At 65.6% G+C, this 23259-nt stretch carries 22 protein-coding genes and 1 pseudogene; 13 read left to right on the top strand and 10 right to left on the bottom strand.

Going from position 1 to position 23259, the window contains the following annotated elements; genetic code table 11:
* Positions 1 to 81: 81 nt before the first annotated feature.
* The 3 genes from DIE17_RS04805 to DIE17_RS04795 form a co-directional block, all read right to left on the bottom strand.
* Entirely contained in the window at positions 82 to 3180 is a 3099-nt protein-coding gene (locus tag DIE17_RS04805) for an efflux RND transporter permease subunit (protein ID WP_124485448.1), read from the bottom strand.
* Positions 3177 to 4304: an efflux RND transporter periplasmic adaptor subunit gene (locus tag DIE17_RS04800; protein ID WP_124521717.1), complete on the bottom strand. Its 1128-nt coding sequence runs from the start codon at positions 4302 to 4304 to the stop codon at positions 3177 to 3179. Before DIE17_RS04800 ends, DIE17_RS04805 begins: the two co-directional genes overlap by 4 nt.
* 76 nt (positions 4305 to 4380) lie before the next feature.
* The gene (locus tag DIE17_RS04795; protein WP_124485450.1) at positions 4381 to 4998 is read right to left on the bottom strand and encodes a TetR/AcrR family transcriptional regulator; all 618 of its coding nucleotides are present in this window, start codon (positions 4996 to 4998) and stop codon (positions 4381 to 4383) included.
* A gap of 92 nt (positions 4999 to 5090) precedes the next feature.
* Here DIE17_RS04795 and DIE17_RS04790 point away from each other — a divergent pair, with 92 nt between their 5' ends.
* The 7 genes and pseudogenes from DIE17_RS04790 to DIE17_RS04760 all read left to right on the top strand — a co-directional run bounded on the left by DIE17_RS04790 (position 5091) and on the right by DIE17_RS04760 (position 13287).
* A complete protein-coding gene (locus DIE17_RS04790; RefSeq protein ID WP_409333452.1) occupies positions 5091 to 6563 on the top strand; it encodes an efflux transporter outer membrane subunit in 1473 nt (490 codons plus the stop codon).
* A 236-nt stretch (positions 6564 to 6799) separates the two neighbouring features.
* The gene (locus DIE17_RS04785; RefSeq protein ID WP_124521720.1) at positions 6800 to 7732 is read left to right on the top strand and encodes an AraC family transcriptional regulator; all 933 of its coding nucleotides are present in this window, start codon (positions 6800 to 6802) and stop codon (positions 7730 to 7732) included.
* Between the two features lie 374 nt (positions 7733 to 8106).
* Complete coding sequence (locus DIE17_RS04780; protein ID WP_124521722.1) at positions 8107 to 9576, top strand: catalase; 1470 nt, start codon at positions 8107 to 8109, stop codon at positions 9574 to 9576.
* A 66-nt stretch (positions 9577 to 9642) separates the two neighbouring features.
* A complete protein-coding gene (locus tag DIE17_RS04775; protein WP_124485454.1) occupies positions 9643 to 10284 on the top strand; it encodes an HD domain-containing protein in 642 nt (213 codons plus the stop codon).
* Between the two features lie 159 nt (positions 10285 to 10443).
* Positions 10444 to 11190: a glucose 1-dehydrogenase gene (locus DIE17_RS04770; protein ID WP_124485714.1), complete on the top strand. Its 747-nt coding sequence runs from the start codon at positions 10444 to 10446 to the stop codon at positions 11188 to 11190.
* A 545-nt stretch (positions 11191 to 11735) separates the two neighbouring features.
* Positions 11736 to 12044 (top strand): annotated as a pseudogene (locus DIE17_RS38385) (DUF3331 domain-containing protein); the annotation flags it as partial.
* Between the two features lie 535 nt (positions 12045 to 12579).
* Positions 12580 to 13287 carry an SDR family NAD(P)-dependent oxidoreductase gene (locus tag DIE17_RS04760; protein WP_124521724.1) on the top strand — a complete coding sequence of 236 codons (708 nt, stop codon included), beginning with the start codon at positions 12580 to 12582 and terminating at the stop codon, positions 13285 to 13287.
* 139 nt (positions 13288 to 13426) lie between these two features.
* On the opposite strand, the gene DIE17_RS04755 is transcribed toward DIE17_RS04760, so the two are convergent.
* A complete protein-coding gene (locus DIE17_RS04755) occupies positions 13427 to 14359 on the bottom strand; it encodes a LysR family transcriptional regulator (protein ID WP_124521726.1) in 933 nt (310 codons plus the stop codon).
* Between the two features lie 339 nt (positions 14360 to 14698).
* Here DIE17_RS04755 and DIE17_RS04750 point away from each other — a divergent pair, with 339 nt between their 5' ends.
* The 6 genes from DIE17_RS04750 to DIE17_RS04725 all read left to right on the top strand — a co-directional run bounded on the left by DIE17_RS04750 (position 14699) and on the right by DIE17_RS04725 (position 17951).
* A complete protein-coding gene (locus tag DIE17_RS04750; protein WP_124485458.1) occupies positions 14699 to 15163 on the top strand; it encodes a RidA family protein in 465 nt (154 codons plus the stop codon).
* A 271-nt stretch (positions 15164 to 15434) separates the two neighbouring features.
* The gene (locus DIE17_RS04745; protein ID WP_124485459.1) at positions 15435 to 15854 is read left to right on the top strand and encodes an organic hydroperoxide resistance protein; all 420 of its coding nucleotides are present in this window, start codon (positions 15435 to 15437) and stop codon (positions 15852 to 15854) included.
* Between the two features lie 66 nt (positions 15855 to 15920).
* The gene (locus DIE17_RS04740) at positions 15921 to 16247 is read left to right on the top strand and encodes a DUF4148 domain-containing protein (RefSeq protein ID WP_124521796.1); all 327 of its coding nucleotides are present in this window, start codon (positions 15921 to 15923) and stop codon (positions 16245 to 16247) included.
* Between the two features lie 90 nt (positions 16248 to 16337).
* Positions 16338 to 16664 (top strand): DUF4148 domain-containing protein, encoded by a 327-nt coding sequence (locus DIE17_RS04735; RefSeq protein WP_124521797.1) that lies wholly within the window; start codon positions 16338 to 16340, stop codon positions 16662 to 16664.
* A gap of 72 nt (positions 16665 to 16736) precedes the next feature.
* On the top strand, positions 16737 to 17066 hold the full coding sequence (locus tag DIE17_RS04730) for a DUF4148 domain-containing protein (protein WP_124521728.1): 330 nt from the start codon (positions 16737 to 16739) through the stop codon (positions 17064 to 17066).
* Between the two features lie 141 nt (positions 17067 to 17207).
* Positions 17208 to 17951, top strand: coding sequence for a GNAT family N-acetyltransferase (locus DIE17_RS04725; RefSeq protein ID WP_124521730.1), 744 nt, complete (start codon positions 17208 to 17210; stop codon positions 17949 to 17951).
* A 123-nt stretch (positions 17952 to 18074) separates the two neighbouring features.
* Here the strand turns inward: DIE17_RS04725 and DIE17_RS04720 are convergent, their stop codons facing one another.
* From DIE17_RS04720 to DIE17_RS04700, 6 genes are all read right to left on the bottom strand, one after another.
* A complete protein-coding gene (locus tag DIE17_RS04720; protein WP_044843621.1) occupies positions 18075 to 18530 on the bottom strand; it encodes a MarR family winged helix-turn-helix transcriptional regulator in 456 nt (151 codons plus the stop codon).
* A gap of 126 nt (positions 18531 to 18656) precedes the next feature.
* Positions 18657 to 18800 (bottom strand): hypothetical protein, encoded by a 144-nt coding sequence (locus DIE17_RS37280; protein WP_185500367.1) that lies wholly within the window; start codon positions 18798 to 18800, stop codon positions 18657 to 18659.
* Entirely contained in the window at positions 18797 to 19168 is a 372-nt protein-coding gene (locus tag DIE17_RS04715) for a GFA family protein (protein ID WP_044843515.1), read from the bottom strand. Before DIE17_RS04715 ends, DIE17_RS37280 begins: the two co-directional genes overlap by 4 nt.
* A 168-nt stretch (positions 19169 to 19336) precedes the next feature.
* Entirely contained in the window at positions 19337 to 20437 is a 1101-nt protein-coding gene (locus DIE17_RS04710) for an NAD(P)H-dependent flavin oxidoreductase (protein WP_124521732.1), read from the bottom strand.
* Between the two features lie 279 nt (positions 20438 to 20716).
* Complete coding sequence (locus tag DIE17_RS04705) at positions 20717 to 21976, bottom strand: MFS transporter (RefSeq protein ID WP_124521734.1); 1260 nt, start codon at positions 21974 to 21976, stop codon at positions 20717 to 20719.
* Positions 21973 to 23175 carry a YbfB/YjiJ family MFS transporter gene (locus DIE17_RS04700; protein ID WP_124521736.1) on the bottom strand — a complete coding sequence of 401 codons (1203 nt, stop codon included), beginning with the start codon at positions 23173 to 23175 and terminating at the stop codon, positions 21973 to 21975. Before DIE17_RS04700 ends, DIE17_RS04705 begins: the two co-directional genes overlap by 4 nt.
* Positions 23176 to 23259: the final 84 nt, after the last annotated feature.

The following is a 23259-nucleotide window of genomic DNA, read 5'->3' as shown; positions in this document are numbered from 1 at the left end:
AGTTGCTTTCCGGCCGGACGCGCCGTTGCGGGTTCACATCGACGCCCCGGGCGAGACCGTCATCGCCCGGAGCGCACCGGCCTACGTCGTCACGCTGGCGCTGGGTTCGAGCGCAGAGTGGTTTTCCCCTGCCCCGGGACGGATCTTGAACCAGATCGAGTACATGGCCGGCAGAAACACCAACGTCAGAACCGTTCCGGCGAATGTTCCTCCGATAAGCGTATAAGCCAGCGTGCCCCAGAACACGGAATGGGTAAGCGGAATGAACGCAAGCATCGCGGCGACCGCAGTCAGGATCACGGGCCGCGAGCGCTGCAGCGTTGCCTCCACCACCGCATCGAACGGCGTCATGCCCGCGCGCGCATTCTCTTCGATCTGGCCGATCAGGATCAGCGTGTTGCGCATCAGGATGCCTGAGAGCGCAATGAGTCCCACCAATGCGTTGATGCCGAAGGCCTGATTGAACAGCAGGAGTGTCGGCACCACACCGATCAAACCCAGCGGACTGGTCGCGAACACCATCATCGTGGCGGAAATCGAGCGGGTCTGAAAAATGATGATGAGCAGCGTCAGCGCGATCATGATCGGGAACAGCGGCGCGAGCGCAGTTGTCGCTTTGTTGGCCTCCTCGATGGAGCCGGCCTCCTCGATCCGGTAGCCGCCCGGCAGCTTCGCGATGATGGGCTGAAGCTGCGCGAGCATCGCGGTCGACACATCGGGCGGCTGCAACCCTTCGGCGATATCGCCGCGCACGGTGATCGTCGGCGTTCGGTCGCGCCGGCGCAGGATCGGATCCTCCATGCGGATGTCGACTTTGCCGACCTGCGAGAGCGGCACCCGCTGCCCTGCGGCGCCGATCAGCGTGAATCCGTCGATCCGTTGCGGGTCGAGCCGGATGTCGCCCGCCGAACGCGCGACGAGCTCCACGGAACGAATGTCCTCGCGCACGTGCGTGACGGGAATGCCGGTCAGCAGGAATTGCAGTTGCTGCGCGACCGAGCTGGACGTCAGTCCAAACGCCCCGAGCCGATTTTGATCGAGCGTGAAATGCACGGTGGGAACGCGCGGCCCCCAGTCGGCGTTCACCGTTCGCATCATCGGGCTGGCGTTCATGGTCCGTTCGACCTGTGCGGCGATGGTGCGCAACGTCTGGGCGTCCGGGCCCATGACCCTGAACGCAACGGGGTAAGGCGAGTAAGGGCCGAACACCAGCTGCGTGACGCGAACCTGCGCTCCGGGCACCAACCCTTCGGCGATGACCTTGCGCAGACGGAATTTGAGCGCTTCCCGTTGTCGCTCGTCATTCGTGCGGATCACGATCTTCGAGAAGGACGAATCCGGCAACTCCGGAGACATGGCCAGATAGAAGCGCGGAGCGCCCTGCCCGATGTACGAGGTCACGATCTGCGCTTCCGGCTGCTTCGCGAGCCATGCCTCGACCTTTTCCGTTGCCGACGCGGTCTGCTCGATCGAAGTCCCATAGGGCATCTGCACTTCGACGAGCACTTCCGGGCGATCGGAAGTCGGGAAGAATTGCTTCTTCACGAGCCCCATGCCCATCACGGCGACCACGAACGATGCCACCACGATCCCGGCGACCATCCACTTGCGCGCGACCACGCGCCCGAGGAAGCGGCGAAAGCGCCGGTAGTTCGGCGTGTTGTAGATCGCCTCGTGGCCGCCTTCGATTACGGCGATGTCGGGTAACAGCTTGACGCCGAGGTACGGTGTGAAGACGACGGCCACGATCCACGAGGTGACCAGCGCGATGCCGACGATCCAGAACATGTTGCTGGTGTATTCGCCGGCCGTCGAGCGCGCAAAGCCATTCGGCATGAAGCCGACAGCCGTGACCAGCGTGCCCGACAGCATCGGTGCGGCCGTGTGGCTCCACGCGTAAGCTGATGCCTGGACGCGGCTATAGCCCTCCTCCATTTTCACGACCATCATTTCGATGGCGATGATCGCGTCGTCGACGAGCAGGCCGAGCGCGAGAATCAGCGAACCGAGCGTGATGCGGTCGAAGCTCTTGCCCGTTGCGGCCATGACGACGAAGACGCCCGCGAGTGTCAGCGGCACCGCCGCCGACACGACGATGCCGACACGCCATCCCATGCTCGCGAAGCTCACGACCATCACCACGAGCAGCGCGACAAAGAACTTCACCATGAATTCGTCGATGGCCGAATGGATGTTGACGGCCTGGTCGGTCACTTTCGTGAGGCTCACGCCCAGCGGCAGCCCGGCATTGATCGATGCGACTTCCGTGTCGAGCGCCTTGCCGAGATTGAGCCCGTTCCAGCCGTCCCGCATCACGACGCCGAGGAGCAACGCCGGTTCGCCTTTGTTGCGAATCTGGAACGTGGCCGGGTCTTCGTAACCGCGTTCGACGGTCGCCACATCGGAGAGCTTCAGTGTGCGGCCCTGAACGACGATTGGCGTGTCACGGATGGTCTGCAGCTTGTCGAAGGCGCCTTCGACACGAATGAAGACCTGCGCGCCCGCCGTATCGATCGAACCAGCCGGCGTGAGAACGTTCTGGTTGTTCAGCGCGGCAAAGATCTCCTGCGGCGTCACGCCGAGCGTCGCGAGCCGGTCGTGCGAAAACGACACGTAGATCCGTTCCGCCTGCTCGCCGATGATGTTCACCTTCTTGACGCCCGGCACATGAAGAAGCCGCTGGCGCAATCCCTCGGCGTCGCGCACCAGCAATCGTTGCGGCTCGCCTTTCGCCTTGAGCGCGAACAGCGCGAACGTTACGTCGGAATACTCATCATTGACGAGCGGGCCGATCACCCCGGGCGGCAGGTTGCCCGCTTCATCGTGCAGCTTCTTGCGCGCCTGATAGAACTCCTCGGGCACGTCCGCGGGCGGCGTACTGTCGAGCAAGGTCACGGTGGTGAAGGCCAGCCCCGGACGCGTATAGGTCTCGGTCCGGTCGTACCAGCGCAGCTCCTGCATGCGCTTTTCGAGCGGCTCGGCCACCTGGTCCTGCATTTCCTGCGCGGTCGCGCCGGGCCATGCCGTAATGACCGTCATCGACTTGACGGTGAATGGCGGATCTTCGGCCCGCCCCAGTTTCAGGAAGGCAATCACGCCGGCGATCGAAATCAGGATGATCAGAAACAGCGTGACCGAGCGCTCCCGCACCGCAAGAGCCGACAAATTGAAGCCGCTCATTGCGCGGCTCCTTGCGTGGAGACGGATGCCGCGGCCAGCTTGTCGTTGGCGAGACGCACGCGCTCTCCGTCGTGCAGCAACTGGGCACCGAGCGCGACGACCTGGTCGCCTTCGCGAAGATCGCCAGTCACCGTCGCACTGTCGTCGCTCAATGCGGTGACACGAACCTTGTGCCAGGTCACACGCGATTGAGATCGATCGACGGTCCAGACGCCGGTGCCGGTGCCCGTGCCCGGATCGAACAAGGCGCCGACCGGCACCACCATGCCGGCCTGTGTCTGGCCGGCATCGCCGGCGAGATCGATGGTCACGGTCGCGCCGAGCGGTGCATTCGAGAGCGCGCCCTCGAGGACGTATCTCGCCTCGTAGGTCCGTGTCAGCCGATCGGCAGAATCGGAGAGCTGGCGCAGGACGGCGGGAACGGGCTTCTGGTCCGCGCCGTAAAGCGTCGCCGCGGCAATCGAGCCGGACGCGGGACGCAGCGTCTCGGGAAGCTGGACGACGGCCTCGCGGGGGCCGGCATGCGCGAGCCGCACGACGATTTGTCCCGGCGCGACGACCTGGCCCGGCTCCGCCAGCGTCTCGACCACCACGCCGTCGGCGTCCGCCATGACGACGGCGTATCCGGAAGCATTGTTGGCGAGCACGGCCTGCGCCTGCGCTGCGACGAGCTGGGCCCTGGCGGAATCGGCGGCCGCCTTGAGCTGGTCGTAGGTCGATGCCGACACCGCGCCCGCCCCGACGAGATCCCGATACCGCGCCTCGTCGGCAGCCGTCTGCGTCGCGCGCGCCTGCGCAGCGTCCACGAGTTTCTGCTGCGCACGGGCCTGCAGCCCCAGATCGATCGGATCGATGCGCATCAGGGGCTGGCCGCGCTTGACCGTTTGGCCCGCGTCGACCAGTCGCTCGATGACTTTACCCTGAACGCGGAAACCGAGATCGCTCTGAACGCGGGCGCCCACGACACCCGAAAACGACCGGCTCGCACCCGCCGCACCGTGAACGGCGCTTGTACGGACCAGTGGCGCCTCGGTACGCGGATCAGCAGCCGGATGCTCGCCGCATGCTGCGAGCGCAAGCGAAGCCAGGCCCAATGTGTAGACAAGACGATGGCGCCGGAACATGAGATCCCCTCTCGCAAAGAACAGGAGACCTCATTCTGATACCGGTGACTAAATCAGTCAATAGTCACAGCGAGATTCATGGAGCAAGACTTCTGAGTACCAGGCTCGCGAGTTGGGCCGTCGCCTCTTCCGCGCCATCGAGGTTGTACTGCAGCAGCAAGGGATTGAAGTAAGGCTTCATCACCAGAAAGATCGCGTTCACCGCCTCGTCCGGCGGCGTCTTGCGTTCGAATTCGCCGGTTTCTCGTCCGAGCCGCAGGATATCGGCGATGAGTTGCCGGATCTGGTCCTCATAACTCTGGACAGATGGCCAGAGCGATTCGGCCGACACGGCGGCAATATCGTAGAGCTTGCGATCCTGGAAGAAAAGCTGGCCTCCGGTTGAAAGTAAGGTCTTGAACATGCAGCGAAATTTTTCCGTCGCACTGTGCGCGCCGTCGATGTTTTCCCTGACTGCGGCGATCATCGCGGCGAGGCGATTGGCGCAGATGACCTGACCGATCGCCTGTTTGGAGTCGAAAAACTTGTAAATATAGGCTTTTGAAAACCCGATTTCCTTCGCGAGATCGGAGACCGTGGTTTTTTCGTAGCCGTAACGGCTGAAGTATTCCGTCGCGGCGTCGACGATCTGGGCGCGAACTTCGTGGTCCGAGGGGCCACGGGACGAAGAGGTGGAGGGAGTCGGTTTGTTCATGCCTCAAGCTTAGTCCGACGCTCGTCAGTTGACAACGTGTGACCATATTGTATATTGGTCACTATATTTCCCCTCCCGTTGTCGCTCCCGAGATGATCATGCCCTTGCGCCGTCCACTTGTTCTCCTGACTAGCGTCGCCGCCCTTTCGGCGTGCGCCGTGGGTCCCGACTACCGCCGCCCGGATGCGCCGCTGGCGCAGCACTACATGACCCAGCCGCCCGCCCGCGCGGCAAAGGCGCCGGTTGCCGATCTGTCCGCATGGTGGGAAAGCTTCAACGACCCGCTGCTCACGCATTACGTTTCGCTGGCGCTGGCCCAGAACCTGGACCTGGCCCAGGCCGTCGCGCAAATCACTCAGGCGCGCGCGCGCCTCGGCACGGCCAACGCGGCGCTCCTGCCGTCGGCCTCGGTTTCCGCGTCGGCGGCACGAGCCTATCAGTCTGTCGATACGCCGTTGGGGCGATTGCTCAACGCCACGCCGGGGTACGAGCGCTGGGGCACCGCGTACGAAACCAACCTGGAGGCCGGTTGGGAGATCGACATTTTTGGCGGTCTGCGCCGTCAGCGTGAAGCCGCGCTCGCCGATTACTCGGCAACGCAGGCGGCGGCAGTTGCCACCCGGCTTGCCGTCGCGGCCCAGACTGCCGATATCTACGTCACGATCCGGGGGCTCCAGGCCCGTCTGGATATCGCGACCCGGCAGGTGCAGACGCAGCAGGCGCTTCTCGCAGACGTGAAACTCCTGTATTCGAAGGGCGCGGCAGCCGACTATCAGGTTCAGCAGGCGCAAGGTGCGCTCGACCAGGTGCAGGCCAGCGTGCCCGTCCTCCTCGCGGCGCTTGATGCGGCGTCGAACGCCCTCGACGTGATGCTCGGTACACCTCCTGGCACGCACCGGGCAGAGCTGGGCTCGCCTTCCCCGATCCCCGTCGCGCCGGCGCTCGCGGAAATGGGCACGCCAGCCGATCTGCTGCAAAGACGTCCCGATCTGATCGCCGCCGAACGTCACCTCGCCGCCGCCAATGCGCGCATCGGCGCTGCGATCGGCGAGTACTACCCGACGGTCTCGCTGAACGCCTTCCTCGGCAGCGCGACCTCGGCCGCCGCCGGTACGTTGTTCTCGGGCGGCGCCAACCAGGCGGCCGGCCTCGTCGGGCTGCGCTGGCGACTGTTCGATTTCGCCCGCATCAGTGCCGATGTCGACGCGGCGAAAGGCGCCGACGCGCAAGCGCTCGCGGCCTATCGGCAGGCCGTGCTCCGCGCCTCCGAGGACGTCGAAAACTCGCTCTCGTCATTGGTGAATCGAGAGGCGCAGGCTGCCACGCTGTCGCATGCCGAGTCGTCGTTTTCCCGCGCCAAGGATTCCTCGATGACCGCGTACCGCAGCGGTGCAGCGAGTTTCATCGACGTATTGCACGCCAACGAGACGCTGCTCCAGGCCGCCGACGCGCGTGCACAGGCACAGACGGAATCCGCTCGTGCAGCGATCTCGACGTTCAAGGCGCTCGGCGGCGGCTGGGACCCGGCATCGCACGATGCGCAGACGTCGTTGAGCTCACGCTGACGCCACCGCCCTGCACTGGCGCGCGCAATGGAGCCTGCGCACGTTCCTGGTTCGCGCAATAGCGCACCGCACCATTGACGTGCGCGTCGCGCCCGCAATCGGAGAGCGTCTCGCGCATCACGACACCAGTCGCGCGCCAGTCATCGAATTGCGCTAAATTGGGCCTGTTTTCATTTGAACCCGCCGTCGGGTAAAGGCACACGACGCCTGTACGGGCGCACTCCAAGGCGCGATGAATGAACGATAGGAATCACGTCGATTTCGGGCAACCCGTTGCAGACGACGCCCTCGCCAAACGGTTTCTACTGCGAGATGCGCCCACCGTGCGGGCCGGCGTTTTCTCCCACGGGCAGCCTATCTCGTTCACACGGTTGACGAACCCCCGGCCTCAACCGGGGCGCTCGCTCACGCCGCAACCGGAGGAAGCCTTTGTCTTTCAGATGCCGCTGATACTGAGCCCCGATCCCGGCCTCCGTTATTCAGGCGGTAACCTCGATGCTTCCGCGTCGTGCAGTCCCGGCAGTTGCTTTCTGCTCGACCTGCGCTCGAGCCCGACGCGCCGTCTCGACATGCCGTTCGATACCATGCGGCTCTATCTGGCCCAGAGCGCGATCGAGGAATTCACCGATCAAAAGCGGCGCCGGCGCATAGGCGGACTCGTGCAGCCGCATCTCGGCGCCAGCGACCCGGTGCTGTTCAGTCTTTCGCATACGCTGCAGGCGGTCCTGCAGCATCCCGACCTGACGAGTGCGCTGTTCATCGATTACCTCGCGCTGGCGTTTTGCGAACACGTCGTCACACGATATGGCCGAGCCGATCCGGCGCTCCGGCCGCGCCGCTCGGGACTCGCTCCGTGGCAGATGCGGCGCATCGAAGATTATTTCGCGTCCCACCTGCACGACAATCCTTCGATTGCCGATCTCGCGCGCGAGTGCAATCTCTCCACCAGCTATTTCGGTGAAGCCTTCAAGCAGACGACCGGCAGCACACCCCATCAGTGGCTGCTCAAGCGCCGCATCGAGCGCGCGAAATCGCTGTTGCGGGAAACAGATGCGAGCCTGGCCAGCATCGCATCGGACTGCGGATTTTTCGACCAGAGTCATTTTTCGCGCGTGTTCTCGCGCCTCGAAGGGTGCGGGCCGAAAGACTGGGCGCAGCGGAACCGATAGCGCCGGACAGGTGCGAACGTCGTTATCGGCGCTTGCGCGCCCGCTCGATATGCGTCGACGCGCGACGCACCACCGCCTCTGATCCGAGTTCAACCACTGCCCCGGTGTCCGACGGCCGTCCGCGATTCGTCCATCGAATCGTTGTTTTATACAAGATCGTTCTGGCACCCGACAGGTACGCTTCTCTCACATCGACTCGTCGATGCCTGCGCGGCTCGTCACGGATCGAGCGGGTGGCCGTCGCGGTATGGCCGTTTCTTTTTCACCGCACCCGCCGGGATAGCACGCTGATTTGCCCGTAAAGTTTCGCGCGGCCGCCAGCCTGGAACGGTATGGCGCTGCGCCGGTCCGCCCAACCCTCCTGGAGTCGAGGCATGAAAAACCGCGATACGTCTACGCGTCTTGATCACGCAACGGGCGCGCCCGTTGCCGACAATCTGAACATCGAAACGGCCGGCCCGCGCGGCCCCGCGCTGCTGCAGGATATCTGGCTGATCGAGAAACTCGCGCACTTCGACCGCGAGGTGATTCCCGAACGACGCATGCACGCCAAAGGATCGGGCGCGCACGGCGTATTCACGGTAACGCACGACATCACGCGCTACACCAAGGCAAAACTCTTTTCGGAAATCGGCAAGGCAACGCCCGTATTCATGCGCTTTTCGACGGTCGCCGGCGAGCGCGGCGCCGCCGATGCCGAGCGCGATATCCGCGGCTTCGCGGTGAAGTTCTATACGGAAGAAGGAAACTGGGACATCGTGGGCAATAACACGCCCGTGTTCTTCTTCCGTGATCCGCTGCGTTTTCCCGATCTCAACCACGCGATCAAGCGCGACCCGCGCACGGGACTGCGCAGCGCAAACAGCAACTGGGATTTCTGGACGCTTTTGCCGGAGGCGCTTCACCAGGTCACGATCGTCATGAGCGACAGGGGCATTCCGCGCAGCTATCGCCACATGCATGGTTTCGGCAGCCATACGTTCAGCCTGGTCGATGCCGACAATCGGCGGACGTGGGTAAAGTTTCACTTCCGTACGCAGCAAGGCATCGCGAATCTGACGGACGACGAAGCCGAACAGCTCGTGGGCAAGGACCGCGAAACGCATGGCCGCGATCTTTACGAAAGCATCGAGCGCGGCGACTTCCCGCGCTGGACACTCTTCATTCAGGTGATGAACGACGACGAGGCCAGGTCTCTGCCGTTCAATCCGTTCGACCTGACCAAGGTCTGGCCGAAAAGCGATTTCCCGTTGATCGAGGTCGGCGTACTCGAATTGAACCGCAACCCGGGCAATTATTTCGCCGAGGTCGAGCAGGCGGCCTTCTCGCCCGCGAACGTCGTGCCCGGCATCGGCTTTTCGCCGGACAAGATGCTGCAGGCACGTCTGTTCTCTTACGGCGACACGCAACGGTATCGGCTGGGCGTGAACTTCAATCACATTCCCGTCAATGCGCCGAAGTGCCCCTTCCACAGCTACCACCGCGACGGCGCCATGCGCACCGACGACAACCTCGGCGGCACGCCTTCTTACTATCCGAACAGTTCCGGCGAGTGGGAAGTGCGGCCCGATCTTCACGAGCCGCCGCTGAGAATCGAAGGCGACGCCGCGCATTGGGACCACCGCGTGGACGTCGATCACTTCGCGCAGCCGGGAAACCTGTTTCGCCTGATGAGTCAGGCGCAGCAACAATTGCTGTTCGACAACACCGCACGCCAGATGGCCTCCGTTCAGGCGCATATCCAGGAACGCCACATCCTCAATTGCACGAAGGCCGACCCCGAGTACGGCGCGGGTGTTCGCGAGGCCCTGGCAAGAATCGGGGCGACGACTGCAGCCAAGTAGCCAGCCATTCGCGTGCGGCGTCCGCCACGACGCCGGCGTCCGCTCACATTTCGATGGAGGACCGTCATGTCAGAGTTCATTCAGGATGTCGCGGTGCCCGACAGTCAGCTTGCGCGGGAAATTACCGAGTTCGTGCGCGACACGTCCACCCCGCTGCTCTTTCATCATTCGAGCCGCGTATATTTGTTCGGTGCGCTGGAGGGTGTGCGCCGCGGCCTGAAATTCGATCCGGAACTGTTGTACGCCGGTGCCATGTTTCATGACGTCGGCCTCACCGGAGCGTACAGCAGCGCCACCGAACGCTTCGAAGTCGACGGGGCCAATGCGGCCCGCGACTTTCTCTCGGGCCGGGGCATCGACGCGGCCGACATCGATCTCGTCTGGACGGCGATTGCGCTGCACACCACGCCCGGCATTCCGCGCCATATGCACCCGGTCGTCGCGCTGGTGACCGCCGGGGTCGAGATGGATGTGCTCGGACTGTCGTACCACGCGTTCACGCACGAGGAGCGCGAAGCCGTGACGCATGCGCATCCCCGCCCGCCGCACTTCAAGGAAGAGATCATTCAGGCGTTCTACGACGGCATCAGGCACAAGCCGGAAACCACGTTCGGCAACGTGAAAGCCGACGTGATCGCCGACAAGGAGCCTCATTTCCATCGGGGGAATTTCTGTTCCGTCATCCGCAATTCGGCATGGCCGGGTTGAAGGTGCCGTGTCCCGCGCATCGATGCCCGGCCAGTCGCGCCGCGCCACCCGATCGCGATCGTACGCAGGTCCGCATAGGCAGAAAACACCGGCGATCGCATTGGGCGAGACGGCATGCCGGTGTCCATCAACGGAATCATTCACACTGAGGTGAACATCATGGGCAAGCTTGCACGGAAAGTGGCCGTCGTAACCGGTGCGTCGAAGGGTATCGGTGCCGCCATCGCCAAGGCGCTCGCGGCAGAGGGCGCGTCGATCGTAGTGAACTACGCAAGCAGCAAGACGGGCGCGGATGACGTCGTGTCCGCCATCACCACGGCCGGAGGAAAAGCGGTTGCCGTCGGAGGTGACGTGTCGAAGGCTGCCGATGCAAAAGGCATCGTCGATGCGGCGATCGAAACGTACGGCCGCCTCGACATCCTCGTCAACAACTCGGGCGTCTACGAGTTCGCCCCGATCGAGGCGTTCACGGAAGCGCAATACCGCAGGCAGTTCGACATCAACGTGCTCGGCGTGCTGCTCACCACACAGGCCGCCGTCCAGCACCTGGGCGAAGGCGCCAGCATCATCAATGTCAGTTCGGTCGTCTCGACGCTCACACCGGCGACGACTGCCGTCTACAGCGGCACGAAAGGCGCGGTGGATTCCATCACCGGCGCGCTCGCCCGTGAACTCGGGCCGCGAGGCATTCGCGTGAATACGATCAATCCCGGCGTGATCGTGACCGAAGGCGCGCAAAGCGCCGGGGTGATCGGATCGGAGTTCGAGAGTTCCGCGGTCAGCCAGACGCCGCTCGGGCGCGTGGGCAGACCGGACGACGTTGCGTCGATTGCGGTTTTCCTCGCGTCCGACGACGCAAAGTGGCTGACGGGCGAGCATATCGTCGCCAGTGGCGGCATGCGATGACGCAGGTTCGCGAAACCGCGCACGCAGGTCGGCCTCAAAATCGACGAAACAAGCGTGACGGTCGTTCTGGATTTCTCACGCGTCAGTGCGTCGTCACGTCCAGTTGAAGCGTGACGACCGAAGTTACCGACACGAAACGTCGACGCCCGTACTTTGCAAGTGTGACCTGCATTCGCGGGTCACCTCCCTCTCCCGCTTTTCACGCGTTTTTCGTTCGTTGAACGGTGCGTGGCCGCGGATCGGCGTCAGCACGATCGCACACGCCGGGTTCACGCCGACGTCGCCTTTGACGCTTATCCAATGGCGATCATGAAGCTATGGAAAACACTCCAGGTACCGACGATGTCACGAACGGCATCAGCGACCGGCATCGCTGGGACAGGATTCTCGACGCCCTGCGATCGCCTCCGGCCGCACCGCCCTTTCCGGGAGTGGATGAGCGTGCGTGCATGAGCCACTCAAACCTGGAGGCCGTCCGCATCGTGATTCTCGAGCGCCCGTCAACCGACACCGTTCTCATCTCGTAGAGCAGCTCGACGGCGTGTCGATATGGCGAACAGACCTGGCGGAGAGTTGTTGCCCGAGAGGACGGGGTTTGCATTCTGACGGGCGACTCGATTGCCCGGGGGGATTCGGTCTTTCGTCCAAAGCGCACGCGGAATGCGATGTGCAGCAACTCGATGGCGATGATCAAGGCGTCGTCCATCGATCTGCCGCGGTATCGGGTCGGTCAGACATCGGCCAGGTTGGGCGCGGAACCCAAGCCCTCGACGCCAGACCGGCTCGGAGATCGGCACGCAGATGCTCTCCCCGATCTCGAACCGCACCTTGCCCGACTGTTCTCCGAGGCTTGAGTCGGAGGCCGACGTAGGCGAGAAAAAGGAGACGTACGGACCGTTGCGGTGATTGCAGTTCGATTCGATGCGCCAGCAGATGAGCAAGCCTGGGCCGCGGACGGAACAGGAAGCGTATGCAGGTCAGGTCAGACGCGTTTTCGTACTCGCCGGTTTCGATTCATATCGATGCTATTGTGATAAGAAAAGTTATCCGGACAGATCCGATAAGCCATCGAAGTACCCGGCGCGTCCGGGCACGCCATCGCGCGGCATTGACAGCACTTCCTCGCACGAATCCCGGATTTCACGGCGATTCGACGCGCGGTGTCGCCCGCGATTGCTGCTTCGTTCGCAGCCGCGTCGATTCCCCTTCCGCCGCAACGATCGCCGTCGCGGCCGCCCCGTTCTTTCCCGCATTTGTTCCCGCGACGCAAGACTGTTGGTCCACGGTGGGTGTTCGAACTCCGGCGCGACGCGCCTAAAGTCTGGTCCATCGGATTCATCGATCCGGTCGGCACCGAAGCCGAAAACCAGTCACCTGTCGAGGCATATCATGAGCACATCCAAAGTCATCATCGTCACCGGCGCATCGCAAGGCATCGGCGCGGAGACGGTCAACGCATTCCGCGCCCAGGGCCATCGGGTGGTCGCGACGTCCCGTTCGATCGGCGCGTCGGACGATCCCGGCCTGGTCACCGTCGCGGGCGACATCGGCGACCCGGCCGTCGCGCGGCGCGTGGTCGATACCGCACTCGAGCGCTTCGGCCGGGTCGACACGCTCGTCAACAACGCCGGCGTGTTCATCGCGAAGCCGTTCACGCAATACACCGCCGACGACTATGCGGCCATCACCCGCGTGAACCTGGACGGTTTCTTCCACGTCACGCAGCGCGCGATCGCGGCGATGCAACGCAACGGCGGCGGACACGTGGTCAGCATCACGACGAGCCTCGTCGACCACGCGAACAGCAACGTGCCGTCGGTGCTCGCATCGCTGACGAAAGGCGGACTCAACGCGGCGACGAAGTCGCTCGCAATCGAGTACGCGAAGGCCGGCATCCGCGTGAACGCCGTGTCCCCCGGCATCATCAAGTCGCCGATGCATGCGCCCGACACGCACGCGACGCTCGCCTCGCTGCATCCGGTCGGCCGGATGGGCGAGATGAGCGACATCGTCGGCGCGATCCTGTATCTGGATTCGGCGCCGTTCGTTACCGGCGAGATCCTGCACGTGGATGGCGGCCAGAGCGCCGGGCATTGAGCGGCGACGATGGGAGACTGCGCTGACGCGAATGGCGCGAATGGCGAGCGGGGCGCGGAGCGCGGCGGTCCTGCAACGGCGCAGCCGCGCCATTCGCGCCCCGCTCTGCCCCGTTGCCGGCATTCCACCCCGGACGAGCCTAGCGCGCCCGCTTGCCGGGCGCCTGTTGCAGATGTTCGACGAGAAAGTCGACGAACACGCGCACGCGCGAAGACAGATAGCGCGCGTGGGGATACAGCAGCATGAACGGCCGCGACCGGCCGCCCTGGCCGGACAGCACCTCCGTGAGCGTGCCCTCGCGCAGATCCCGGTCGACGATGAAGCGATAGGTCTGGAACAGGCCCGCGCCGCTGCGCGCGAGCGTGACGCCGGCGAGGACGTCGCCCGACGTGCCGTAGCCGCCGGTCGTCGCGACGTCGATTTCCGCCGAGCCGTCGTTGAACAACCACGGAATCGGCCGGCCGCTGCTCGGGAGCTCGAACTGGATGCATTCGTGCGTGTGCAGATCGTCGACGGCGCGCGGCACGCCGGCGCGTTTCAGGTAGCCGGGCGTCGCGACGACAACGAGTTCCGCATCCTCCAGCTTGCGCGCGACCAGGCTCGAATCCGCCGGCGCGCGGCCGCGGATCGCAAGATCGAAACCCTCCTCGGCGAAGTCGATGTTGCGGTTGCTCAGATGCGTTTCGACGCGCACGTCCGGATATCGCTCGCGAAACGCGGGTAACAGCGGCAACACGCGATAGTGTCCGTACGGCGTCGGCATGCTGATGCGCAGCACGCCGGCCGGCGTGGCCTGCTGGCCCGTCGCTTCGCGCTCGGCGTCGACGAGCTGCGAGAGCGCATCACGGCATTGCTCGAAATAGCGCCGGCCGGAATCGGTCAGGCGGATCTGCCGTGTCGTCCGCACGAACAGGCGTACGCCGAGACGCTCCTCGAGGCGCGCGACCGAGCGGCTGACCGCGGCCGGCGTGACGCTCGCGGCCGTCGCCGCGAGCGTGAAGCTGCCGAGTTCCGCGGCCAGGCAGAACAGCTCGATGCTGCCGAGCAGCAGGTCGTCGAATTTTCTCTGCATGGGGCGCTCCTGCTGCTTCGTGCGTGGCGTGGCCGGCAACGCGAACGTAGGCATCACGGAATCGCGCTCGCGGTGAGCCGGCGCGCGCCGTTTCGTCGCGTGACGCTGAAGCAGCGAGTGTGCATGAATCCCGGCCGGGAAACCAGCGTACCGACGACCGTCGCCGGCAACCGTTCGCGCCACATTGCGCCGCGCGCGATTCGTTACATCGCGTGTCGATTCAATTGCGCGAACGATATTTACCGGCGTCGACCGCCTCAATAGAGTGACTGCCAGAGACCCGTGCGAGTGAATCTTCCGAGCCTGGGCGCCACTCAAGCTTCCCCGAAGGAGCAAGCGATGACGATCGAACAGAAGCTGGCCGAACTCGGCCTCACGTTACCCGAACCGCCGCAACCGCTCGGCAGCTACACGGCCGTCAGCGAAGCCGGCAACCTGTTGTTCATCTCCGGACAACTGCCGCTCGTCGACGGCAAGGTTGCCTATACAGGCCGCGTCGGCGAACGGCTGAACGTCGACGACGGGCGGCATGCGGCGCAACTCGCGGCGCTGAACGTGCTCGCGCAGATCCGCAAACACCTCGGCGGGTTCGAGCGCCTGCATCACATCGTGCGTGTCGAGGGGCACGTTGCGTCGGCGGACGGCTTTTTCGGCCAGCCGGCCGTGATCGACGGCGCATCCGATCTGTTCGCCGCCGTGCTCGGCGACAAGGCCGGACATGCGCGCTCGGCGTTTTCCCAGCGCCAGTTGCCGGCCGACGCAGCCGTGATTCTGGTCGTGATCGCCGAAATCCGGCCGGCGTAGCCGCGTTGTGGTTGCGCGGGCAGCCGCCGTTCCGACGGCGGCCGCCCTGTCCGCGCCCGGAATGTCGCGCGACGCGATCTTTTCGATATAAGGGATGGAACACCGCACATCCTTGCCTGGCAAGGCCGTACACGATCCAGATACATTGAAATACAAAATATCGCATGCGATTTAATCGAATCCGCTTGATGAGGTTCGGCGTCTCGACCAAACTGCATCGCATGCGATCGAATCGCATTAGATGGAACCTTCCAACCTGACGGAGTGAACGATGAGCAAGATCGAAAAAGTGCTGTACACGGGCAAGACGCATACGACTTCCGGCGGCCGCGACGGCGCGGCGCGCAGTTCCGACGGTCGCCTCGACATCCAGTTGTCGTCGCCGGGCACCGCCGGAACCGGCACGAATCCGGAACAACTGTTCGCGGCCGGCTGGTCGGCCTGCTTCATCGGCGCGATGCAACTCGCGGCACGTGCGGCGAAGGTGACGCTGCCGGCCGATCTCGCGGTCGATGCGGAAGTGGACCTGGGCATGGGCGGCAACGCGTACTTCCTGCAGGCCCGCCTGAACGTGAGCGCGCCCGGGCTCGATCGTGACGTCGTGCAGCACATCGTCGACACCGCGCATCAGACCTGCCCGTACTCGAAAGCGACGCGCGGCAACATCGACGTCGAAATCCGCATCGTCTGAACGTTGAATCGGGCGGCCAGGCGCCGCCCTCCCGAATCTCCTGCCATTTTCTTGTCGAGGTAAATGATGAAGACCCAACTGATCGCCGCCCTGCTCGTCGCCGTGTCCGCTGCCGTTGCCGCGCCGGCCTTCGCCAATGAAGCCGTCGTGACGCGTGCGCAAGTGCGCGCCGAACTCGTGCAGCTCGAACGGACCGGCTACCCGCTGAACCGCGCCAGCGACGCGACCTACCCGGACAACCTGCAGGCCGCGCTGACGCAGATCCACGCGGACGACGCGGTGGCCAACGCACCGTCGAACGCGGGCTACGGCGGTGACGCCGTCGCGGCGACGCAGTCGGGCCGACGCGCGGTCGTGCAGATGGCCGAGCGTTCGATCTATTTCGGTCGTTGAGCGCGATCCGCGATTCCGGACGAATCGCGTCGACATGCCGCACATGCCTGAACGCCCCGTTTCTTTCCATTGAATCTGTCGAGGTAAATGATGAAAACCCAAGTGATCGCCGCCCTTCTCGTTGCCGTATCCGCCGCCGTTGCCGCCCCCGCCTTTGCCAATGAAGCCGTCGTGACGCGTGCGCAAGTACGTGCCGAGCTCGCCCAGCTGCAGCAAGCCGGCTATGTGCCGGGCCGCGCGAACGATCCGCACTATCCGGACGACCTGCAGGCCGCGCTGACGCGTATCCATGCGAACGACACCGCCGCAGCCGATACGGCGACGTCCGGTTACGGCAGCGACGCGGCAGCCGGCACGCAGTCGGGCAGCCGTCCTGCCATGCGGGTCGCCGAGCGCTCGATCTACTTCGGCCATTGAATGAAATCGCGATCGGCGCCGATTGCCGGCGTGCGACGCCCACACTCCGATCACTCTTTTCTGTCGAGGTAAATGATGAAGACCCAACTGATTGCTGCCCTGCTCGTCGCCGTGTCCGTTTCCGCTGCCGCACCGGCATTCGCGACCGAAAGCACCGTCACGCGCGCGCAGGTGCGGGCGGAACTGGCCGCGCTCCAGAAGGCCGGCTACCTGCCGAATCGCCCGAACGATCCGAACTATCCGGAGAATCTGCAGACCGCGCTGAAGCGGGTGCGCGACAACGCTGCGACAGCGGCCGATACCGACGCATCCGGTTACGGCACCGACGCCGACGGCGCGACGCAAGCCGGCAGCCGGAACGTCGTTCGCACGGCCGAGCGCTCGATCTACTTCGGTCATTGAGCACCGCGCCGAAATCGACGACGTCATCCATCAAATAAAGCGTATGCGATATAATCGTATGCGCTTTTTGTTCGTCTGAGACCTGAATGGACGATCGCGTCTATGCTGTGCGACGAACGACCTTCAATCAGGGAGCAGGCAATGCGGCAAGCAACGACGGGGAACGAAGGAAGCGGAGCGCATCCGCTCGACAACGCCGTTTGGCATGCGCTCGCCGGCGAGCAGCAGCGTTTTGCGCTCGGCGACGAGCGCGCGCGGCGCTTTCCTCCCGAACTCGCGCCCTTTGCCGGCCTCGCCGAGCGCAGCCCGGCCGCTTTCGACGCGTTGCGCGCATTGATCGACACGCACGGGCCCGCGGCACTGGTCACGCCTGACGAGATCCCGACGCCGGGCGGATGTTCCGTGGTCCGGCGCGCGGTGCTGCATCAGATGATCTGGCAGGGAACGCCTGACGATGCGCAGCCGCTGGAGCATGTCCGGCTGACCGAAGTCGACGTACCGGCCATGCTCGAGCTGATCGCGGCGACGGAGCCGGGTCCGTTCGGCCCGCGCACGATCGAATTCGGCGGCTATCTCGGTGTACGGAGAGAAGGACGGCTCGTGGCGATGGCCGGTCAGCGACTGACTGCCGGCGGCCATACGGAGATCAGCGCCGTGTGCGTGGATCCCGCCTTTCGCGGCCAGGGCCTCGCGGCCGGACTGATCCGCGCATTGATCGCGCGGATTCATGCGCGGGCGGAAACGCCGTTTCTGCATGTGCTGTCGTCGAATCGCGTCGCAATCGAGCGCTATCTGGCGCTCGGTTTCACGATCCGTCGCGACATGCAATTGCTGGTGTTGGGGCGTGAGGATACCGGGACGGGCCAGCCCGAGCGTCAGCCGTAAGCAACCGGGCGCAGCATTGCAAAAGTCGGTCCGGACGGCCGGAAAAGCATGGAAATCGTGGAGGAAGCCGGCTGCAATCGTATCCCGGCTCGACATCGAGCCGGCGGCCAGGCTATTCGTGGTTTACTCGTCGATCGAATCGATCAGGTTGCCGCGCAGCGTGACGATCGCCTTCTGCATCTTCGCGAATTCGTCGGGTTTGAGCCCGGTGGCTTCGACGAGATTCATGTCGAGCCCCTTCTCGCGCACGCGGCGACCGCTTTTCGTCAGGCTCACGACCACCTGACGCTCGTCCGACGGATCGCGGTGCCGTTCCAGATAGCCCATCGCCTCGAGCTTCTTCAGGATCGGCGTCAGCGTGTTCGATTCGAGGAACAGCTTTTCGCCGAGCTGCCCGACCGTCTGGTCGCCCTCCTCCCACAGCGCAATGATCGTGATGTATTGCGTGTACGTGAGGCCGAGCTCCTCGAGGATCGGCTTGTAGGCCTTGCCGAACGCGAGGTTCGTCGAGTAGATCGCAAAGCACAGGAACTCGGAAAGCTTCGGCGTGGCGGGCGATTGGGTTTCGGTCGGTTTCATGAGCATCCTCCATCGACACGGGGGCGTGTCGCAGATGAATGCATTATATATCGCGTGCGATCTTATCGGAAGCATGATTATCGTTTCCGATCGACAGCACGCGACGCGAGCGATGCCCGCTCACGCTCAGGCTCGATCGCCGTCGTTCCGGCCCCGGCGCTCGCCGTGCCGTTGCCGGCTGATCGACAGCAGCGAACACTGCACCGGATGCGCGATTTCGGTCGCGAGGCCGCCCGCGGCGAACAGCAGGATCGTCAGCCAGCGTTTCATGCATCCTCCACGACGGACAGGCTCGCGCCGTCGGCGACGGTCGCGTCGAGCGCATACGGATCGACGCCTTCGAGGCAGCCGAGATTGACGCGCCAGCACGCGGGATCCTTGCGCGTCTGATGAAACGGGTAGACACCGCACCGGCTGCAGAAAAAGTGACGGGCCGTGCGCGTGTTGAAACGGTAGGTCGTCAGCGCGTCCTCGCCTGCGACGATCTTCAGGTCGGCGGCGGGGAACATCGGGCTCATCAACGCGCCGCGACGGCGGCAAAGGCTGCAGTTGCAGCGAACGGCCGGCGCAAGCGCGGTCCGGACCTGGAATTTCACGGCGCCGCAATGGCAGGATCCGTTGAACCATGTAGCAGACATGTCGTGCTCCTCGAGAGGTGATGTCTGCTTTATATCGAACCCGGGCGGACGCGTTGTATCGCTCTGTATCCGCGCGGTGCGCAGACACAGAGCATTGCAATTTTGTCGCGAACGGTGCGGACTTCAGCGCCTTCCGGCGCGTCCGCCGCGCGCCGCGTGATCCGGCACTCAGTCCAGCGCGTGCTGCAGCCGCGAGATGGCCGCCCGCGTCTCGCGCTCGAGCGTCGCGAACAGTTCCGCCGCCGGCAGCGACCGCACGAGCGGCGCCGCCTGCCCTGCCCACTGCGCGCCGTAGCCGAACTCGCCCTTCGCCTTCGCGGCCGCATGCAGTGCCTTGCCGGCGTCGTACGCGATCGGATAGGCGGGCGTCGCCGGTGCGTGCGGATCGTCGCCGAGCGCCGTCAGCCGGTTCGCGATGCCGCGCGCGACACGGCCGGAGATCGCGGTCGTGAAGGTCGTGCGGTGCGCCGCGTCGCCGAGGATCGCGCGGCGATATCCGTCGTCGATCGACGTTTCGGGACACGCGACGAACGCCGTGCCGAGTTGCGCGGCCTGCGCACCGAGCGCGAGCGCCGCGGCGATGCCGTCGCCGTCCATGATGCCGCCGGCGGCGATCACCGGCAGCGCGCATTCGCGCACGAGCAGTCGCGTCAGCGCGAACGTGCCGAGCCGGTCGTCGTGCGCCGTCGAGTCGAATACGCCGCGATGCCCGCCGGCCTCGATGCCCTGCGCGACAATCGCATCGATGCCGGCCGCGGCGATCTGGCGGGCTTCGTCGGGATGCGTCGCGGACGCGAACAGCGTGATGCCGGCGCGCTTGAGCATCGCGATCGCCTCGTCGGACGGCAACCCGAAATGAAAGCTCACGACCGCCGGTTTTTCCTCGAGCAACATCGCGAGCATCGCATCGTCCGCGACGAAGCTCGTGTAGATCTCCGACAGCGCCGCCGGCGGCGTCGCGCCGTATTCGCGGAACACCGGCGCGAGCCACTCGAGCCACGCGCGCTCGACGGCGGCATCGGCACGGGCCGGCTGGTGGCAGAACAGGTTGATGTTGAACGGCCGGTCGGTGAGCGCGCGCGTGTCGCGGATCATCTTGCGCGCGCCGTCGGCGTTCGTCGCGCCGACGCCGAGCGAGCCGAGCCCGCCCGCGTTCGACACGGCAGCCGCCAGCGCGGGCGTGCTGACGCCGGCCATCGGCGCCTGGATGATCGGAGTGCGGACGCCGAGCGTGCGCAGCAGCGTCCGGTTGTCGGTCGGTCGATTCATGTCGTTGCCTCCTGCAACGTCCGGGATCGGAAGGCTCGGGCCGGCTGCCGGCCGAAGCGGCTGGGTCGGGTCCGGCGACGTCGCGCATGCGCGGTGCGTCGTATGGACCCTGTCATGCGAATGCGAAAGCGGTGCCGGATACGGCGGCTGACCAAACGACGACGCGGCCGTCGCGACGCGTGGTTGCGGCGTCGCCTCCGCACGGCGTTCGAACCGGCCGCCCCGCAACTGCGCCCATGCTACGCCAGAGCTCCGCCCGCGGGCCAGCGCGCAGCGCTTCTACCGGCTGCGCACCCGATATGCGAGCGCCGCGCAGGCCGCCAGCAGCGCGGCCGTCACGAAGAACACCGAATGCAGGCCGAGCGCGACGCCGATCTGTCCGCCGATCACCGGGCCGATCACCTGCCCGCCGAACTGCGCGGACTGCAGGTAGCCGAGCATCTGGCCCGTCGCGCGCTCGTCGACCGACTGCCGGACCAGCTTGCCGATCGACGGCAGCAACCCGGCGAGCGTCATCCCCATCAGCACGCGCAGCGCGGCGAGCTGCCACCAGTGCGTGACGAACGCCTGCGGCAGCATCGCGAGCGCGGTCAGCAGCAGGCAGCCGACGATCACGTTCCAGCTGCCGATCCGGTCGGCAAGCGCGCCGAGCCGCGCGGCGGTCAGCATGCTGCCGAGTGCGGAGCCGGCCATCACGACGCCGGCGACGCGCGCCAGATGATTGCCGTCCACGCCGAGCCCGCCGATATAGACCGTGATGATCGGCTCGATCGACATGTTCGCGAGCAGCACCATCATCGCCGTCACGAGCAGCGCGGCGACCGCCACGCGATCGGTGCGCCGGGCCGGGTTCGCCGACGTTGCGCGGGCGTGCCGCGCGTGCGCGTCGGTGGCCGGATCGAAGTCCTCCTTCACGACGACGATCGTCAGCAGCGCGGCGACGGCGATCATCGCGCCACCCGCGAAAAACGTGCCGCGAATGCCGAGCCAGCCCGGCAGCAGGCCGCCGACGAGCGGCCCGACGAGATTGCCCGCGAGCGCGCCGGTCGACAGGATGCCGAGCGCCCAGCCCGCGCGTTCGCGCGGCGCCTGGGTGCCGACCATCACGGTCGACGCGGACGCATAGCCGCCGACGAGCCCGGCGATCAGCCGCAGTGCAACGAGTTCCACCACGTTGTGCGCGACGCCGATCAGCGACATCACGACGGCCATCCCGAGTGCCGCGCGCACGAGCATCGGCTTGCGGCCGAAGCGGTCCGCGAGGCGGCCCCACAGCGGTGCGGTGACGGCCGTGCCGAGGAACGTCGCGCCGAACGCGACGCCCGACCACTGGATCACGGCCGACTGCGCGTCGACGCCGAGCTGCCGCACATACAGCGGCAGGAACGGCAGCAGCATGCTGAGACTCACGAGCGTCGTGAACGAACCGAACACGCACACGGCGAGATTGCGGCGCCAGTAGCGCGCATTGCGTTCGGCGTAGCCGGCGCTCGAGCGGCCGGCGTGTGCGGCGGCCGGTGCGTGGGCGGTCGTGCTCATCGCGTCCTCGCCGAGGAGATCACGTCGACCGCGAGCGCCAGCAACAGCGCGGCGGTGCCGACGCCGAACAGCGCTTCGTAACGGCCGCCGCTCGATGCGAACAGGTACGACAGACCGTAGGCGGCGACCGCCTGCATGATCGCGAAGCTGGTCGTCGCGCTGCGCCATGCGCGCTTCGCGACCGACGGATGATGCGCGAGCAGCTCGTTTACGCGGCCCAGCGCGAGCGGCACGATGCCGGGCGTGAACGCGCCGACGAGCAGGCTCGACACGATCAGCGCGGCCGGGCCCAGGCCGAGCAGCGGCAGCGCGACCGCGACGGCTTCGATCGCGAATGCGATCCGCAGTGCGCGGCCGAAGCCCGCACGGTCGGCCAGATGCCCGCACGCGAGCGGCCCGACGATCGCGCCGAGGCCGTACAGCACCCAGTACTGCGCGCCCGCGTCGACGCCCTTGCCGAGTCCGCGCGCGACGTAGTCGACGAGGAAGATCATGTGCGGGACGAGCCCGACCGCGTTGAGCCCGTATTCGACGTACAGCGCGCGCAGGCTGCCGGCCGGCAGGTTGCGCGCGTGCGCGGCATGCGCCGCGGCGGCTGCGGGCCGTGCGTCGTCGGCCGGCCAGCCGCGCCACGCGACGGCGGTCAGCAGTAGCGACACGATCGCGAGCCCGAGCCACGTGACGGTGAGCCCTTGCCGCAGCAGGATCGGCACGATCGTGCCCGATGCCGCGATGCCGAGCCCGATCCCGGTGAAGATGCCGCCGCTCGCGAAACCGCGCCGGGACGGCGGCACGTGCGTGAGGATCGCCGGCGCCGCGAGCACCATCAGCGCACCGCCCGACAGGCCGGACGCGAACCGCCACACGAAGAACCACACGAACGACACTGGTGCCGCGCACGCGACGAATGCGAGTGTCGCGAGCAGCATCATCGCGCGCAGCACGGCGGTCGAGCCGGCGCGGCGCGCGAGCGTGCCGGCGACCAGCGCGCCGGCCAGATAGCCGCCGAGGTTGGCCGCCCCGAGATACGCGGCGGTGGACGCGGGAAACCAGTGCGCACCGATGATCGCCGGCAAGAGCGGCGTGTACGCAAAGCGCGCCAGGCCGATCCCGATCAGGCTCGCGCTGGCGCCGGATACCGTGCCGCGCCACACGTTGAACGCGGGGGCGTGCGGCCGGTCGAGAAGCGCTTGTTGCATGGAGACCTCCCATTCGCTGGGCGGATGCACGCGCATCCGCCGGTTGAAGGAAGTCTAGATTGAACCGGGTATCGGGAGAATCCA

Origin of the sequence: Burkholderia sp. Bp9099, from assembly GCF_003857805.1 — a bacterium.
Lineage (GTDB): Bacteria > Pseudomonadota > Gammaproteobacteria > Burkholderiales > Burkholderiaceae > Burkholderia.
This window is presented reverse-complemented; position numbering and strand designations above follow the sequence as displayed.